The 15,794-nt window shown below is 73.9% G+C and carries 14 protein-coding genes; 3 read left to right on the forward strand and 11 right to left on the reverse strand.

All coding sequences use genetic code 11. The features are described from left to right. Positions 1 to 46: 46 nt before the first annotated feature. Positions 47 to 2,818, reverse strand: a complete 2,772-nt coding sequence (locus O7599_RS08025; RefSeq protein WP_281621424.1) for an AAA family ATPase — start codon at positions 2,816 to 2,818, stop codon at positions 47 to 49. 203 nt (positions 2,819 to 3,021) lie between these two features. Between O7599_RS08025 and O7599_RS08030 the strand changes: the two genes are divergently transcribed. After that, a complete protein-coding gene (locus O7599_RS08030; RefSeq protein ID WP_281621425.1) occupies positions 3,022 to 3,690 on the forward strand; it encodes a sigma factor in 669 nt (222 codons plus the stop codon). A gap of 54 nt (positions 3,691 to 3,744) precedes the next feature. Here O7599_RS08030 and O7599_RS08035 read toward each other — a convergent pair whose 3' ends face one another. Together O7599_RS08035 and O7599_RS08040 are read right to left on the reverse strand one after the other, a co-directional pair. Beyond that, entirely contained in the window at positions 3,745 to 4,449 is a 705-nt protein-coding gene (locus O7599_RS08035; RefSeq protein WP_281621426.1) for an RraA family protein, read from the reverse strand. A 3-nt stretch (positions 4,450 to 4,452) separates the two neighbouring features. Beyond that, positions 4,453 to 4,755 (reverse strand): WhiB family transcriptional regulator, encoded by a 303-nt coding sequence (locus O7599_RS08040; RefSeq protein WP_281621427.1) that lies wholly within the window; start codon positions 4,753 to 4,755, stop codon positions 4,453 to 4,455. A gap of 285 nt (positions 4,756 to 5,040) precedes the next feature. On the opposite strand from O7599_RS08040, the gene O7599_RS08045 reads away from it, so the two are divergent. Then, positions 5,041 to 5,526, forward strand: a complete 486-nt coding sequence (locus O7599_RS08045) for a hypothetical protein (RefSeq protein WP_281621428.1) — start codon at positions 5,041 to 5,043, stop codon at positions 5,524 to 5,526. A 33-nt stretch (positions 5,527 to 5,559) separates the two neighbouring features. Here O7599_RS08045 and O7599_RS08050 read toward each other — a convergent pair whose 3' ends face one another. The 8 genes from O7599_RS08050 to O7599_RS08085 form a co-directional block, all read right to left on the reverse strand. After that, positions 5,560 to 6,903, reverse strand: coding sequence for an NAD(P)/FAD-dependent oxidoreductase (locus O7599_RS08050; RefSeq protein WP_281621429.1), 1,344 nt, complete (start codon positions 6,901 to 6,903; stop codon positions 5,560 to 5,562). Between the two features lie 120 nt (positions 6,904 to 7,023). After that, entirely contained in the window at positions 7,024 to 7,986 is a 963-nt protein-coding gene (locus tag O7599_RS08055; RefSeq protein ID WP_281621430.1) for a hypothetical protein, read from the reverse strand. Next, on the reverse strand, positions 7,983 to 8,468 hold the full coding sequence (locus O7599_RS08060) for a hypothetical protein (protein WP_281621431.1): 486 nt from the start codon (positions 8,466 to 8,468) through the stop codon (positions 7,983 to 7,985). The genes O7599_RS08055 and O7599_RS08060 overlap by 4 nt, the downstream gene beginning before the upstream one ends. Positions 8,469 to 8,471: 3 nt before the next feature. Further along, a complete protein-coding gene (locus O7599_RS08065; RefSeq protein ID WP_281621432.1) occupies positions 8,472 to 9,692 on the reverse strand; it encodes a macrolide family glycosyltransferase in 1,221 nt (406 codons plus the stop codon). Further along, positions 9,689 to 10,615, reverse strand: a complete 927-nt coding sequence (locus O7599_RS08070; RefSeq protein ID WP_281621433.1) for a patatin-like phospholipase family protein — start codon at positions 10,613 to 10,615, stop codon at positions 9,689 to 9,691. Before O7599_RS08070 ends, O7599_RS08065 begins: the two co-directional genes overlap by 4 nt. Before the next feature lie 317 nt (positions 10,616 to 10,932). Further along, on the reverse strand, positions 10,933 to 13,617 hold the full coding sequence (gene aceE, locus O7599_RS08075) for a pyruvate dehydrogenase (acetyl-transferring), homodimeric type (RefSeq protein WP_281621434.1): 2,685 nt from the start codon (positions 13,615 to 13,617) through the stop codon (positions 10,933 to 10,935). A gap of 35 nt (positions 13,618 to 13,652) precedes the next feature. Then, complete coding sequence (locus O7599_RS08080; protein ID WP_281621435.1) at positions 13,653 to 14,408, reverse strand: NAD-dependent epimerase/dehydratase family protein; 756 nt, start codon at positions 14,406 to 14,408, stop codon at positions 13,653 to 13,655. 344 nt (positions 14,409 to 14,752) lie between these two features. Then, entirely contained in the window at positions 14,753 to 14,938 is a 186-nt protein-coding gene (locus O7599_RS08085; RefSeq protein ID WP_281621436.1) for a hypothetical protein, read from the reverse strand. Between the two features lie 456 nt (positions 14,939 to 15,394). On the opposite strand from O7599_RS08085, the gene O7599_RS08090 reads away from it, so the two are divergent. Beyond that, complete coding sequence (locus O7599_RS08090) at positions 15,395 to 15,688, forward strand: WhiB family transcriptional regulator (protein WP_281621437.1); 294 nt, start codon at positions 15,395 to 15,397, stop codon at positions 15,686 to 15,688. The last annotated feature ends 106 nt before the right edge of the window (positions 15,689 to 15,794 follow it).

A 15,794-nucleotide genomic window follows, 5' to 3' on the forward strand; every position in this document is an offset into this window, starting at 1 on the left:
CTGCCCGCCGGCCCACGAGGGCGCCGGCGGGCAGTGCCGTGTTCGCTCAGGCCGTGATCGCCGTGTGCTCCAGCAGCGAAGCGCTGATCTGCCTGCGGGAGGTGATGCCGAGTTTGGTGAAGACCTTGCGCAGGTGCCATTCGACGGTGTGCGCGCTGATGAAGAGCTGCGCGCCGATCTCGGGGTTCGTCATCCCCTCGCCGGCGAGGCGGGCGATGTGCATCTCCTGGGCCGTCAGCGTGACCGCCGCCGCGGCGGGGGTGCGCTTGCGCACCGTCTCGCCGGTGGCCTGCAGCTCGCGCCGGGCTCGTTCGGCGAACGCCCGGGCCCCCATCTGACCGAACATCTCGTACGCGGCGCCCAACTGCTCGCGCGCGTCGACCCGCCGGTTCCTGCGGCGCAGCCACTCGCCGTAGAGCAGCCGGCTGCGGGCGAGCGCCGTGCGCACCTCGGTACGGTCCAGCCGCTCGACGGCCTCGCGGTACAGGTTCTCGGCCTCGTCCGCGCCGGCGACCTGGGCACCGGCCATGGCCGCGGTGCCCAGCGCCCAGTCCGAGCCGGCGGCGTCCGCCATCTCGCGCAGCGTCCGGGCGGCCTCGGCGGCGCGGGCGGGTCTGTCGCTCCGGACGGCGGCCTCGACGAGCTCGACCGTCGACTGGAGGGCGAGTCCCATCTCCTGCGGGTGCTCACACCCCCGCCTGGCCGCCGCGTACGCCTCCTCGTAGCGGCCGTGTCCGTTGCCGAGCACCGCCTTCGCCCAGTGCGTCGCGGTGGCGACCTTTCCCTCCCCGTCCAGGGACGCGTCCCGCACGACCGCCTCGACGGCCTGCCGCGTCGTGGCCTCCCCGCCCTTCCAGGGCGCCGGCACGAGGGCGGCGTACCGGGCGATGAAGTGGCTGCCCGTCACGTCCGCGATCGTCCGCGCCTCGGTGACGAGCCCCTCGGCGACGGCGAGGTCACCGGCGTAGACGCGGTTCGACAGCAGGAGCAGCAGAGCCGACGGCATCACCGACAGCACGCCCGTCTCGCGGGCCAGTCCGACCAGCCGCGCCGCGAGCACGGACCAGCTCTCGAAGTCCCAGACGTCATGCGCCGCGCGGCACGCGAACGGCAACCAGCCGAGCGCCTCCGCGGGCGGCAGGTCGTCTGCGCGGAAGGAGCGCAGTGCCTGCAGCACCATGGGCAGACCCGCGGCGTAGCCTTCGGTCGTCATCGCGGCCAGCCCGCCCAGCAGCAGGTCGTTGCGTCCCGGGTGCGGCCCAGGGGGCGCGGACAGGGTCGCCTCGGCGACATCGCGCAGATGGGCCCCACGCGTCACCTGCCCCGTGGTGAGCGCCGCGTAGAGCGCGTCGCGGTAGGTCTCGCGGGCGAGCCGGGGATCCAGCGGCTCCAGGCGCTTGGCGGCCTTCATCAGCAGCGGCAGTGCGGCGTGGGCGCTGGTGGACGCGAAGGCGATCCGGCCGCGCAGCAGGTCGGCCTGGGCGATCTGGTACGGGTCCAGGGGACCGAGGTCGGCGGCCTGGAGGAGTTCGCGGGCGTCGTCGTAGCCCCCGGCCTGGTATCTGGCCTGCGCGGACGCCAGTGTCCTGGCGCCCCTGCGCGCCGGGTCCGGCGTCAGCTCCGCGGCCCGTTCGAGGAAAGCGGCCTCGGCCGCCACGCCACCCCGCGCCTGCGCCCGGCCGGCCGAACGCTCCAGCTCCGCGGCCACGGCCTCGTCCGGGCCCGCCGCCGCGTTGGCCAGATGCCAGACACGGCGGTCCGGGTCGGTGGCCGGATCGGTCGCCTCCGCCAGCGCGGCATGGACCTTCTGGCGATCCCCGGTGGTGGCGACGCGGTAGGCGGCGGAGCGTACGAGCGGATGGCGGAACCGCACCCGGGTGCCGAGGCTGACCAGACCCGCGGCCTCGGCCGGCGCCGCCGCGGACGCCTCGATGCCCAGCGACTCCGCCGCCCGCGCCAGCAGCGCCACGTCCCCCACCGGGTCCGCCGCCGCGATCAGCAGCAACCGCCGCGTCTCGGCCGGCAACTCCGCCACCCGCCGCAGAAAGCTCTCCTCGATCCGGTCCACCAGCCGCCGCGCGTCCGGCCGCCCGAACCCGCCCGCCAGCTCCGCCGGCGTCAAGCCGCGCGGCAGCTCCGACAGCGCCAGCGGATTGCCCTGCGTCTCCGCCACGAAGCGGTCCCTGACCGCCCTGTCCAGCCGCCCCGGAACCACCGAAGCCAGCAACGCCCGCGCGTCGGCGTCACCCAGCCCGCGCACCACCGCTTCGGGCAGCCCCGCCAGCTCCCGCACCAGGAACGGCTCACGCACCGCCAGCACCAGGCCGACGCGCTCGGCCAGCAGCCGCCGCGCCACGAACGCCAGCGTCTGCACCGACACCCGGTCCAGCCACTGCGCGTCATCGATCACACAGATCAGCGGCTCCCCCTCGGCGACGTCCGCGAGCAGGCTGAGCACCGCGAGCCCGACCAGGAACCGTTCCGGCACCTCGCCCGCGCTCAGACCGAAGGCCGTGCCGAGCGCCGCACGCTGCGGCTCCGGCAGGTGGTCCAGATGATCCAGAAACGGCGCGCAGAGCTGATGCAGCCCTCCGAACGCCAGCTCCATCTCCGACTCGACACCCGCCACCCGCACCAGCCGGCAGTCCGCCGCGGCACCGGCCACATGGTCCAGCAGCACCGTCTTGCCGATACCCGGGTCACCCCGCAGCACCAGTACCGAGCTGTGACCGCCCCGCACCGCCGCCACCAGCCGGTCCAACGCCTCGCACTCCGCGCCCCGCCCGAAAAGCCGGGGCCCCGGTCTCCGCTTCGTCATCAGCACCCCCGTCGTGCACTCTCAGGGACGTCGACCGCCATCCGCCCAGGCCGAAGGCTACCCGCGCGCGGCGCGACCAGGGACCCGAGTGTCCGGGCCGGGAGGTCCGCCACGCACTCACCGGGGCGCGAAGACACGGTCCCCGGGGCGACCGTGGGCACGGCGGCACCGCCCGGGTGCCGTCGCGCGAAGGGAGCGGGATCGTGACCGTCAATCTGCCGGTGCGGCGTGCCCGGCACCCTCGGCGTACCGGGGACCGGCCCGCGGTCCACGGCGGGGACGCGGCGGCGGAGACCTTCGCCGGCTCCGCCCCCAGGCTCTACGCGATCGGGCTGCGCGTCCTGCGCGACGCCGGCGAGGCCGAGGACGTCGTTCAGGAGACGTGGCTGAGGTGGGCCGGCACCGACCGGTCCGCCGTCCGCAACCCACCCGCGTTCCTCGCGCTCACCACCACGAGGCTCGCTCTCAACGTCGTGCAGTCCGCGCGCAGGCGGCACGAGACGCCCGCCGGGCCCTGGCTGCCCGATCCCGCGGACGACTCCGCGGATCCCGCGGCCGCGGCCGAGGGGCAGGAGGCGGTCGAGGCCGGAATCCGGATGCTGCTGGAGCGGCTGACGCCCGCCGAGCTGGCGGTCTACGTGCTGCGTACGGCCTTCGACTACCCGTACCCACAGGTCTCCCGGCTCCTCGTGACGAGTCAGGACAACGCCCGGCAGATCTTCAGCCGCGCCCGCAAGCACCTGGCCGGCGGTCCCCGCCACCCGGTGAGCGCCGCCACCCACCGGCGCCTGGTGAGGACCTTTCTCGCCGCCGCGCGCACGGGCGACCTCACCGAGCTCGAAGCGCTGCTCGCCGGTGCTCTCGGCCGGTGAGGAGCCGCAAAGAGCAGGGTGGGGCGGGCCCTCGCACCGCCCCACCCCGTGGGATCAGCGCGCCGCCCCCGGGGGTCCGGACCGGCGTCGCCGGGCTCCGGTGCCTCCCCGCTCCGGCGGGGCCTCCGTGGCGCGGATCTCCCGCAGGAATCCGGCGTCCTCCTCGTTGACCTGCCGGGCCGTCTCCAGAACCCGGTGCAGGCTCGCGGCGGGAATGACGACCCCGCCCGAGGCGTCGGCGAAGACGAAGTCCCCGGGGGTGATGCAGACACCGGCGAACTCGACCGCGACGCCGGCCGCGTAGGGCATGACGGTGTCACCGCCCGCGCGGGTGGCCTCGCCCCGGCACCAGGTCGCGAAGTCGTACGTCCGCAGTTCGCCGAAGTCCCGCAGCCGGCCGTCGGCCAGGACGCCGGACAGGCCGTGCAGGGCGACGCGCGACAGCTTGGTCCCCCCGCCGTGGGATGCCTCGGGGTAGCCGCCGCTGGAGAGCACGAGGACACGCCGGCCGGGGAACTGCCCCACCGCGCGGTGGAAGAAGTCCCCGAAGCTCTGCGAGGACTGCGGCACGTCGTCGCGACGGGGCATGTAGGAGAGGGTGACCGCGGGTCCGAACAGGGGACGGTCCGGGTCCGGGCTCACCAGGGGCAGGAAGTTCGCGCGGTGCTCGTGCAGCCTTCCCATGGCGTCCACGAGGGCGGCGCAGCCCAGTTCGGAGACCCGCGCGCGCAGCGCCGGGGTGTCGATCGGCTCGGCCATCGTCTACACCGCCTCTGCGGTGCGCTTCAGGGACCGGAGGGCGGCGCGCCTTCTGAGTGCGCGGCGTTCGTCCTCGGTCAGCCCGCCCCAGATCCCTTCCACCTGACCCACCCGCAGCGCCCAGCCGAGGCACGGCTCCTGGACCGGGCACCGGCCGCACACCGCCTTCGCGACGTCGGTCTGGTTCAGCATCGGGCCCTTGTGCCCGATCGGGAAGAACAGCTCGGGGTCGACGTCCAGGCACGCCGCCTGCTCCCGCCAGTACGCGAACTGCTCTCTGTGTTCCGCAGCGTTGTCTGCAGCCATGGGCGTACAACCTCCACAGTGTCGGCCGGTGGCCTCATCGGGCGGAAAAGCCCGGATTCCGCTGTCCTTGCTCGCGGCCGTGCGATGAACTGCCGGACTCGTTCCCTAAGACCGGGCGGCCGGCTCCGGTGTGACACGTTACCGTGGCGTAGCACCTGACACGTTGTGTGTCCGTGTCAGCGGTCGGTTGGTCCCCACGAAGAGTGCGGCACCGTCCGATACGGCGGCGGGCCCCACGGACTCGTGCCTATGATGTCGTCCCCGGGGTGGAGTGGGAGGGTACACATGGTCTCGACATCCCAGCCGGCGCACAACGTCGAGGGCACTGCCGAGAGCCTGCAGGAGCAACTGGCCCGGCTGCAGATCCAGAAGCAGGCGCTGGAGCGGGAGCTGGCCGCGGTCGTCGCACATCTCGACTCGGTGCAGCGCGCCCTCGGCGCCCTGCAGACCCTGCTGCCCGCGCCCACCGCCCCGGCCGACCCGGAGGGCCCCGGGCCCGCCGGCCGGCGCCGGACCCACCCGCAACGTCGCGACCGCGGCGATGCCGAGGCGGCGGAAGCGACGAAGTACGGCAGGCTCACCGAACAGATCATGGAGTTCTTCGCCACCGCCGGCGACGTCGACGTGCGCGCCCGGGACGTGGCCGCCGCCCTCGGCCGGGACTCCGACAGCGGCAGCATCAACGCGGTGCGCAGCACCCTCGACCGCCTCGTCGGCATGTCCCGCATCCAGCGGGCGGGGCGCGGCCTGTACCGGGCCCCGCGCGCCTGAGCAGCTCCGCACGCCCGGCGAGCGGACCCGGGCTCAGGGAGACGTGCGGTTCCCCGGGGAGCGCTGGGCCCTGCTCTCCTCGACGAACGCCTCCCGCGGACGCTGCACCGAGGCGAGCGAGACGAGGTCCCTGCCGAACAGCGCGGCGGTGAGCCAGACCGCGAGCACGCGGACCTTCCGCTCCCAGGTGGGCACGGCCAGCACGTGGTACCCGCGGTGCATGAGCCAGGCCGGGGGCCCCTTGATGACGATCCGCCGGTACTGGAAGATGCCCCGCCAGAGCCCCAGCGTCGCCACCACTCCCAGGCTGCTGTGGCGGTAGTCCCGCGGCGTCTTCCCGTGCAGGACGGCGGCGATGTTCTTCGCCAGGCGCTTGCCCTGCCGCACGGCGTGCTGGGCGTTCGGCGTCGTCAGGGCCCCCGGGGTGGGCGACGCCAGGTCCGGCACCGCCGCGTCGTCTCCCGCCGCCCACACGTCCGGCACCGGCTCGTCGTCCGTGCCCGCGCGGAGGTCCGGGCGTACCAGGATCAGGCCGCGTTCGTCCACGGGCAGGTCCGTGTGACGGCGCACGACCGGGTTCGAGGCGTTGCCGGCCGTCCACACGATCAGCGCCGAGTCGAACTCCTCGCCGTTGGTCAGGACGACGTGGCCGTCCACCGCGGATGCGAGCTGGGTGTCGAGGTGGACGCGGGCACCGCGGCGTTCGAGTGAGCGCACCACCCATCTGCCGGGCTCGTCGCTCACCTCGGGGAGGATGCGACCGGTGGCTTCGACGAGGTGGAAGGAGAGGTCGTCGGGGCTCAGCTCGCGATACGGCTTCAGCATCGCGGTGGCCAGCGACAGCAGCTCGCCGAAGCCTTCGACACCGGAGAAGCCGCCGCCCACGAACGTCACGGTCAGCAGCCGGCGGCGTTCCGGTCCCGGCGGCAGCGAGGCGGCCTCGTCGAACGCCGTCATGAGCCGGTCGCGGATGGCCACCGCCTCCTCCACGTGCTTGAGGCCGATCGCCTGCTGCGCCAGCCCCGGCACGGGGAAGGTACGGGTCACGGCGCCCGCCGTGACCACGAGCACGTCGTAGGCGAGGTCGTACTCGGCGCCGTGCGCGGGCCTGACCCTGATCTTCCGGTCGGCGCTGACGACCTCCGTGACCGTCCCGGCGATCAGCCTGGTGCGGTGCAGGTGCCGCCGCAGCGACACGGCGGCGTGCCGCGCCTCGATCGATCCGGCCGTCACCTCGGGCAGGAACGGCTGATAGGTCATGTACGGGCGCGGGTCGACCACGGTGACCCGCGCCTCGCCCTTGCGCAGCTTCTTCTCCAGACCCCATGCGGTATAGAAGCCCGCGTAGCCGCCGCCGACGATCACGATCTCGCGCATTCCACATCCCTTCGTAGCCGGGCACCGGTCGGACGGGGAGACACGGGACGGTGTGACGGGGCGCCGCACGCATGGCGGGCCGCACAGGGGGTTCGGCAGGTACGTGCGGGCACTGCACGGCTACACGACGCCGTCAAGGTCTTCCCGGGGGGTCGGGTCGTCCATCGACGCGGTCGCGCCGTGGCGGGTGCGGATGAGTGTAATGACGGTATCGGTCGTGCGGTCGAGGTACGTGCGGCCATCCGGCAGATGTTCCTCCGGGCTGATGTAACTGCGCGGCCCCAGGTGGGTGGCCGGGTCGAGCCGGTGGACGGTGATCTTGCCGGCCCGGCGCGCGCGGTTCCATCCGCTGCGCCGGAAAAGCCGCCAGCGCTGCGGGAAGATCCACGTGCCGACCCGCTCGATCCGGTCACCCGCACTGGTGAGCCGGTGCACGTGCTCCGCGTGGGTGAGGTCGTTGGCGCCGTTGTGGAACCCGCCGAGCATGATCAGCACGACGGGGGCGCGCAACCGGGCGTGCAGCTCTCCGACGGCGCCGGTGGCTAGCTGGGCGCCGCCGCTGTAGCTGAGCAGCACCACGGGGATGCCGCTGCCGGGGCGGTAGCCGGCGAGCCGGAGCTGCGTGGCGATCTGCGAGCCGACGGCCCGGTTGTACAGCGGCCGGTACCGGTGGTCGGCGGCCACGAAGACCTGCATGGCGTTGTGCAGGAACAGCACCAGCCCGACGTGCCGGCGCAGCCACGCCCACAGCGGCCGGTCGGCGAGGGGGTCGGCCAGGGGCGAGTAGGGCTGCACCTGGCCGAGCACCCGCAGCTCCGGCGCCCCCGCCGTCACGGCCTGGACGAGCCGGCCGCCGTCGCGGGTGTCCCGTACGCGGCGCTTCCCGATGCCGTCCAGGTAGACCAGGTAGGCGGCCGGAGGTGCGTCGGCCGCCGCACCGCGGGCGTAGGGCGTGCCCTCCGGCAGCGCGGTGACGGGGGCCCGCCAGCCGGCGCCGTAGGTGAGCACCTCGTGGCGGGCCAACAGCCCTTCGGCGAGCAGCGCGGGACCGAGCAGGAGGGCCCAGAGGAGGACATCGTTCATACCGGCGACTCCGCCACCCGGGGTGCGGTGAGCCGCACGACCAGTCGCCGTACGGCCTCCACGGCGACCCCGAGACCGAGGCCGGCGACGGCCACGTAGCCGGCGGCGCCCCACCAGCCCAGCCCGGTCGCCGCCGCGAGCGGGCCGGCCAGACCGGCCCCGACCCCCACGAAGAGCAGCAGGTGCAGCAGGGGGCCCAGCAGCGGGAACGCGAGGACGGCGGCGAGCAGCAGCGGGGCGACGCGGCCCGGCGTCCACTCCAGGCCGGTGCCGGGCAGGGGTGCCGTCAGCACCGTCTCGGCCAGGGTCCACGCGGTCAGCGGCCACAGCGCGAACACCGCACCCTCGACGATGCCGAGGGGCAGCAGCAGGCCGAGGACGACGGTCCGCGGCATGCCGGGGCGGCGCACGAGGAGCGGCAGGATGCGTCCGACGGCCTCCGAGAGCCCGGCGATCAGCAGCAGGACGAGCACGAGTGACATCGCTCAGCCTCCCTGTGGCGGATCGGCGGGAGCCGGCGTACGGGCCGGGCCGGCCTCGTGCACGTACCCCTCCAGTTCGTCGGCGGCCCGCCGGAATCCCCCCGCGTCCTGCTGGGCGGACTTCAGGTCGGCGGCGGCCTTCCGGAATCCGGGCTCGCCGAGCACGTGCCGGGCGAGGGCCCGCACGGAGTCCTCGGCGACCTGGTCGGGCCGGATCGTCACACCGGCACCGAGTTCGGCGACGCGGCCGGCGACCATCGGCTGGTCGGCTCCCTGCGGGACCAGCAGCATCGGGACGCCCGCGTACAGGGCCTCGTTGACACTGTTCATGCCACCGTGGGTGACGAACAGCGCCGCGCGGGCGAGCACTTCCGGTTGCGGGACGGAACGGTGGACCTGCACGTTGGCCGGCAGGGCGCCCAGGTCGTCGGGGTCGGCCTGCCCGCTGGAGACGACGACCGTGCCGCCCAGCGGGGCGAGCGCGGTGGCCAGGGTGCGCAGCACTCCCCCGGCGCCGAACACCGTGCCCAGCGAGACGTAGAGCACCGGGTCCTGGAGCCGGTCGGCGCGGAACGACGGGTCGGGAGAGCGGGCGCCGATGCTCGGGCCGACGAAGCGGTAGGACCGGTCGAAGTCGTCGGCGCCCGGCTGGAACGCGCGCGAGGTGAAGACCAGATTGAGCGGCTGGCGGATGTTCAGCAGGTCGACCGGCGGCAGCCCGCGCGTGTCGTAACGCCGCCGCAGTTCCCGGCGCGCCCGCACGTACCCCCGGGCGCTGCGGGGCTGTGCCCGGGCCGTGGCCAGCAGGTCCCACGAGCCGCTGGTGGGGCTGCGGACGCGCCGGCTGAACGCGAAAGTGGTGAACGACGACGCCGCCGGCACCACCAGCTCGCGGGCGGCGACCGCGCCCCAGAGGCAGGAGGTGTCGTGGACGATCAGGTCGGGCCGGACGCCGCGCAGGTCGGCGAGCACGCCCGGCAGCACGTCGACCGCGGTACGGGCGAGCCCCTCCAGCAGCGTCACCGTCGTCGGCGGGTCCGGGAGCGGCTGGTCGCCGCCGGGGTAGAGGTACGTCGCCGCCCCGGCCGCCGCGATCTCCTGCCGGTACGCGGGGGTGGTGTGGTACGTGACCTCGTGCCCGCGCCGGACCAGCTCGGCCACGATCGGCAGCGTCGGGTTGATATGCCCGTGCATGGCGATGTTGAGGAACGCGATGGTGCTCACAGACCGGCCCCCCTCGGGGAAGTGGTGGACACCGGGTCCGGGCCGGCCGGGCCCGCCGGCGGGTCGTCCCCCCGGTACAGACCCGGCCCGCTGATCCGCAGCCCGTCGAGAAAGCGCCCCGCCGTGCGGGTCGCGGTGGTGATCAGCCGCGGGGACTTGCCGAAGTCCCAGGGGGCGGGCCAGGTCTCGATGCCGGTCGGCAGCACGACGGTCGGGACCTGCCGGGCCACGTCCTGGAGATCGCGCTCGATCTGGTGGCGCAGCAGCAGCAGGCCGGCCCTGGTGGCGACCGCCCCGGCGCGCCGGGGCGGCTCGACGGGGCGCAGCGGCGAGCTCTCCGGTCCGGCGGCCACCACCACGATGCTCGCCGCCCCCGCCTTCAGAGCCGCAAGCACCGGGACGTAGGCGACCACGCCGCCGTCGACGAACCTCCTGCCGCCGCGCTCCACCGGTGGCAGCATCCCGGGTATCGCGGCGCTGGCCAGCAGCGCCGACTCGAGGTCCCCGTGGTCGAGCGGCACCGGAGCGCCGGTGGCGAGGTCCGTGGCCACCGCCGTGAACGGGATCGCCAGCTCCTCGATCCGCGACGGCAGCCCGGCCTGCGCGATCAGCCGGCGCAGACCGCGATCGGCGAACACGGCGGCCCGGGCGGACCTGGAGCGGAGCGGGAACACCTCGCGGCGGTTCAGCCGGGTCCACACCTGGTCCAGCCACGGCGCGGCCGTGCCGGGGTGGGCGGCCACGATGGATCCGTTGAGGGCGCCCACCGAGGTGCCGACGACCATGTCCGGCAGGAAGCCGCGCTGCTCCAGGGCGTGTCCCAGACCGACGTGCGCCGCCCCGAGCGCGCCGCCCGCGCTCATCACGGCGGCGACGGGCCGCGGGAGTGCACCAAGGCCCGCCGACGGACCAGTGACCATCATCAACCACCTCGTTCCTCGCGAATCGGGCGGCACTCGACCAGACCCGGCAACGGACCGGTGGATGACGCGGTCTGCCGGTGTGCTGGTGGACGACCGGTCACCCCTGCCCGGGGCTCACGGCCACCGGCACGGGGAGTGGGCTGGGCTCGTGCGGCTGGGCACTAGGTAGGACCGGGTAGCCCCGCGGTCTGTGACACCCGGGGACGCACCGAGGGCATGCCTCGCGTCACCGGGTGCCCGGCGCACCCGGTGCGCCCGCTGTGCCCGGTATCCGGGCGCGCCCGCCGGCGCCGTGTTCCCGTGCCGTGCGGCCGGGGCTAGGACCATCCGAGGTGGTCCCGCGCCTCGGCGACCGTGTCCGGATCGACGACGCCGGCCTGCGCCAGCCGGTCCAGGGCGGCGACGGTGATCGACTCGGCGTCCACCCGGAAGTAGCGCCGTACGGCGTCGCGGGTGTCCGACAGGCCGAAGCCGTCGGTGCCCAGGGACGAGTAGTCCCGTCCGACCCACTGGCTGATCTGGTCGGGCACCTGCCGCATCCAGTCGCTGACCGCGAGGACGGGACCCGTCGCGTCCCGCAGGGCGGCCGTCACGTACGGGGTCCGCGGCTCACCCCGCAGCCTGGCCCGGTCGGCGTCCAGCGCGTCGCGGCGCAGTTCGGTCCAGGAGGTCACCGACCAGACGTCCGCCAGGACGCCCCACCGCGCGGCCAGGAGTTCCTGGGCCTCCAGCGCCCAGTGGACGGCCGTGCCCGACGCCAGCAACTGGATCCGCGGGCCCCCGTCGTGCGGCCGGGCCCGCCGGAACCGGTACATGCCCCGCACGACGCCCTCCTCGACGCCGGGTTCCGCGGGGACGGCCGGCTGCCGCTTGGGCTCGTTGTAGACGGTGAGGTAGTAGAAGACGTCCTCGGGCCGGTCGCCGTACATGCGGCGCAGTCCCTCGCGGACGATCACCGCGATCTCGAAGGCGAAGGCCGGGTCGTAGCACACCGCCGCCGGGTTCGTGGACGCCAGCAGATGGGAGTGCCCGTCGGCGTGCTGCAGTCCCTCCCCGGTCATGGTGGTGCGGCCGGCCGTCGCCCCGATGACGAACCCGCGGCCCAGTTGGTCGGCCAGGGCCCAGAACTGGTCGCCGGTGCGCTGGAAGCCGAACATGGAGTAGAAGACGTACAGAGGGATCATCGGCTCGCCGTGGGTGGCGTACGAGGTCGCCGCGGCGGTGAACTCGGCCACCGAGCCCGCTTCCGTGATGCCCTCGTCGATCAACTGGCCGTCCGTGGCCTCCCGGTAGCTCAGGAGCTGGTCCGCGTCCACCGGCTCGTAGGTCTGCCCGTACGGCGAGTAGATCCCGGCCGTCGGGAAGAGCGACTCCATGCCGAAGGTGCGCGCCTCGTCGGGGATGATGGGCACCCAGCGCCGCCCCGTCTCCTCGACCCGCATCAGGTCCTTCACCAGCCGGACGAGCGCCATGGTGGTGGCGACCTCCTGCCGGCCGAAGCCCTTGCGGAGCGCGTCGAACGGCCCCTCCGGCGGCTCCTTCAGCGGCCTGGCCACCACCCTGCGGACGGGGACGACACCCTCCAGGGCGGCGCGCCGGTCGCGGAGGTAGCGCACCTCCTCGGAGTCCTCACCCGGGTGCCAGTACGGCACCGAGTCCCCGCTCAGCGCGCTGTCGGGGATGGGCAGGTCCAGCACGTCGCGCATCTCGCGGAACTGCGCCATGGTGAGCTTCTTCATCTGGTGGTTGGCGTTGCGCGACGCGAAGTCCCGGCCCAGGGTGTGCCCCTTGACCGTCTGGGCCAGGACGACCGTCGGCGCCCCCCGGTGCTCGACCGCCGCCCGGTAGGCGGCGTACACCTTCAGCGGCTCGTGCCCGCCGCGCGAGTCGCGGAACAGGTCGGTGATCTGCGCGTCGCCCAGCCCGGCGGCCACGCGCGCGAGCGCGTCGCCGGCGAAGAAGTGCGCGCGGACGTAGTCGGCGTCGCGCGCGGCGTACGTCTGGAACTGGGCGTCGGGCACCGTGCCGAGCCGCCGGACGAGGGATCCGTCGGCGTCCTGCCGTGGCAGGGGGTCCCAGGACTCGCCCCAGAGGGTCTTCACCACGTGCCAGCCGGCGCCGCGGAAGCGGGCCTCCAGTTCCTGCACGATCTTGGAGTTCGACCGGACCGGGCCGTCCAGCCGCTGCAGGTTGCAGTTGACGACGAAGGTGAGGTTGTCCAGGCCCTCACGGCCGGCGAGTTCCAGCGCCGCCGTCGACTCGGGCTCGTCCACCTCGCCGTCGCCGAGGAACGCCCACACGTGCGACCCCGACGTGTCCTTGATCCCCCGATGGTGCAGGTACCGGTTGAACCTCGCCTGGTAGATGGCGTCCAGCGGGCCCAGCCCCATGGACACCGTCGGGAACTCCCACAGCCACGGCAGCCGCCGGGGGTGCGGATAGGAGGGCAGCCCGTGGCCGTCGGTCTCGCGCCTGAAGCTGTCCAGTTGGTCCTCGTGCAGCCGGCCCTCCAGGAACACCCGGGCGTAGATGCCGGGCGAGGCGTGGCCCTGGAGGTAGAGCTGGTCGCCGGAGCCGTCCCGGTCCTTGCCCCGGAAGAAGTGGTGGAACCCGGTCTCGTACAGCCACGCGGCGGACGCGTAGGTGGCGATGTGGCCGCCGAGGCCGAGGCGGGAGCCCCGGGTCACCATCGCGGCGGCGTTCCACCGGTTGAGCGCGGTGATGCGCGTCTCCAGTGCGAGGTCGCCGGGGTAGGCGGGCTGGGAGGTCGCCGGGACGGTGTTGATGTAGTCCGTGGAGAGCAGCCCGGGCAGCGTCACACCGGCGCGGGCCGCGTACTCGTGCACCCGGCGCAGCAGGTACGCGGCCCGTTCGGGCCCCGCGTGCCGGATGACGGCGTCGAGCGACGCCTGCCATTCGCGCGTCTCCTCGGCGTCGGCGTCGGGTAGCTGGTCGAGTTCACTGGCCGTCGCGGACGTCGTGGGCCGGTTCGGGTCGCTCATGGCTGCCTTTCTGCGGGGTGCCGGGGCGAGGCGGGTCAGATCCGGGCGAGCCATTCGCCGAACGTCGTCCGGCCGACGTGGGCCGCGGCCTCCGGAAGCAGCGAGCTCTCCTTCAGCCGCGCGCCAAGGAGCGCGGCCTTCTCGTCGGCCACGACGTCGCGGGTGTCCCCCCGCGCGGCCAGGAGCTTGGCGACGAACTCGTCGAGGCGGTACTCCTCGGGCCCGGCCACCTCCCGGATGCCGAACAGCGGCGGGCCGACGGCGACATGGGCGACCGCGGCGGCGATGTCGTCGGCGGCCACGGGCCGTGTCGGCACGGGCGGGACGCGTACCTCGTCCCGGTGGGGGCCGTCCATGCGAGGGTCGGCGAGCACCATGGCCTCGATCGATTCGAAGGACAGCGTGGCGCGCACGATCGAGTGCGGGATCACCGAGCGCCGGGCCTGGTCCTCCTGCGACTCCTTCACGCCGAAGTAGCCCGCGTGCAGCGGGCCGGCTCCCACCATGGACAGCACGACGTGGTGCTCGACGCCCGCCGCGGCGGCTGCCGCCAGGAGATGGGCGGTGGCGACACGGAAGAAGCGCACCCCCGCCACCATGGACCTGACCGGCGCGTCGGTGACGTCGACCACCACGTCGGCGCCCCGCAGCGCGGCGTCGAGTCCGCGCCCGGTGCGGACGTTCACACCGTGACCGCGTGACAGGGGCCTGACCTCCACACCCCGCTCACGCAGTCTCGACTCGGTCCTGGCACCGATCAGCCCGGTGGCCCCTGCGACGACGACCCGCATACCGGTCCCTTTCCTGACACCGAAATCAGCCCTGTGCACCGACTAGGACAAGACACCGGTGAATGTTGTGACACATAGGGCCCGACATCCGCGGAGCGGTTCCGGAATGCGGGACGCCGCACGGTCGGCGTCGTGGGCGTTTTCGCAGTTCGGGTCGATTTCCGGGGCGACTTGAGCCCGGATTCCCCGGTGGGTACTCTGCACACAGTGTTTCCGGCACCGGTTGACACTGTCCTGCTGCAGGTGTCCCGAACGCTCCGCCCGTGCAGTCCCGCGGGTTGCGGTTCCGGGCGCCGCGCCATGCGCGGCGCGGCGCCCGGGGCCGACGGCGGGGCCCGCGGCCCCTACTCGGTCGCGGACGTACGGCGCAGCCTGCTCAACGCGAGGGAGAGTGCCTCGATGCGGGCGTCGACGGCGTCGATCGCCTCCGCGAGCAGACCGGCGCGGGCCTCCAGCAGGGCCGCTTCGGCGGCGAGGCGGACACCCGTGGCGGCGTGGTCGAAGGGCTCGTCAGTGTCTCGCGGCATCATGCGACCTTCTGCGCTGGAGCGGACAGTCATGCGAGCCCGGCCGAGCGGGGACGGGCCGCCGGACGAGCGGTACGCCCGCGCGACCGCACCGGCCGCGGCGACGGCGGCCGGTCGTCGCGCGGAGGCATCTGCGGTTCCAGCCTCGTGGGCGCATGGCTGCTCCTCTCCCCGGTCCGGCCCGCACGAGCGGAGTGCGGGCCGTCCCGCAGGGGAGACCGGGCAGCCCATCGGGGTGTGACATCCGCGGGTCCGTGGAGCCGGTGCCGCTCGGGGAGACCGCCGCTCGGACGACGCGGACTCGCCCCGCCCCCGGTCGCGTGTCACACGGACGCGGGGTGTCCGGTCTTACGTGAGAGCCCGAAAGCCCGTCGTCCGGCCGGAGATGACCGCGATCGGGTGCAGAGGGGCTCTCCCTCGATTCAGGCCAGCGGTCGGGACCCTGGAGGCTGATCTGCCATGCCCGCTTACCGGAGAGATTATCTCGCCTACTGGCGGGAACGGGCCGCGTGCCTGCACGCCGATCCCGAACTGTTCTTCCCCGCCGGGAACTCCACGCCGACGCTGAACCAGATCGCCGAGGCGAAGACGGTGTGCCGCACCTGCCCCGTCGCGGCGCCGTGTCTCGAATGGGCCCTGCGCCTCGGGCAGGTGCACGGCATCTGGGGCGGGACGACCGAGCGCGAACGGCGCGAGATGAGGAGGGCCGAGGCGCCGGAGCAGGAAACTCCCACGCCCAGCGAGGCGGCGTAGCGGACGGCCTGACAGCGCGAACGTCCCTTTGCCTACCGCCGGCTCCGCCACGCCGGACTGACGCACGGGTCCGTCCGGGACGTACGGCGACGGGGTGCCGTCACAA

Source organism: Streptomyces sp. WMMC500, assembly GCF_027497195.1.
Lineage (GTDB): Bacteria > Actinomycetota > Actinomycetes > Streptomycetales > Streptomycetaceae > Streptomyces.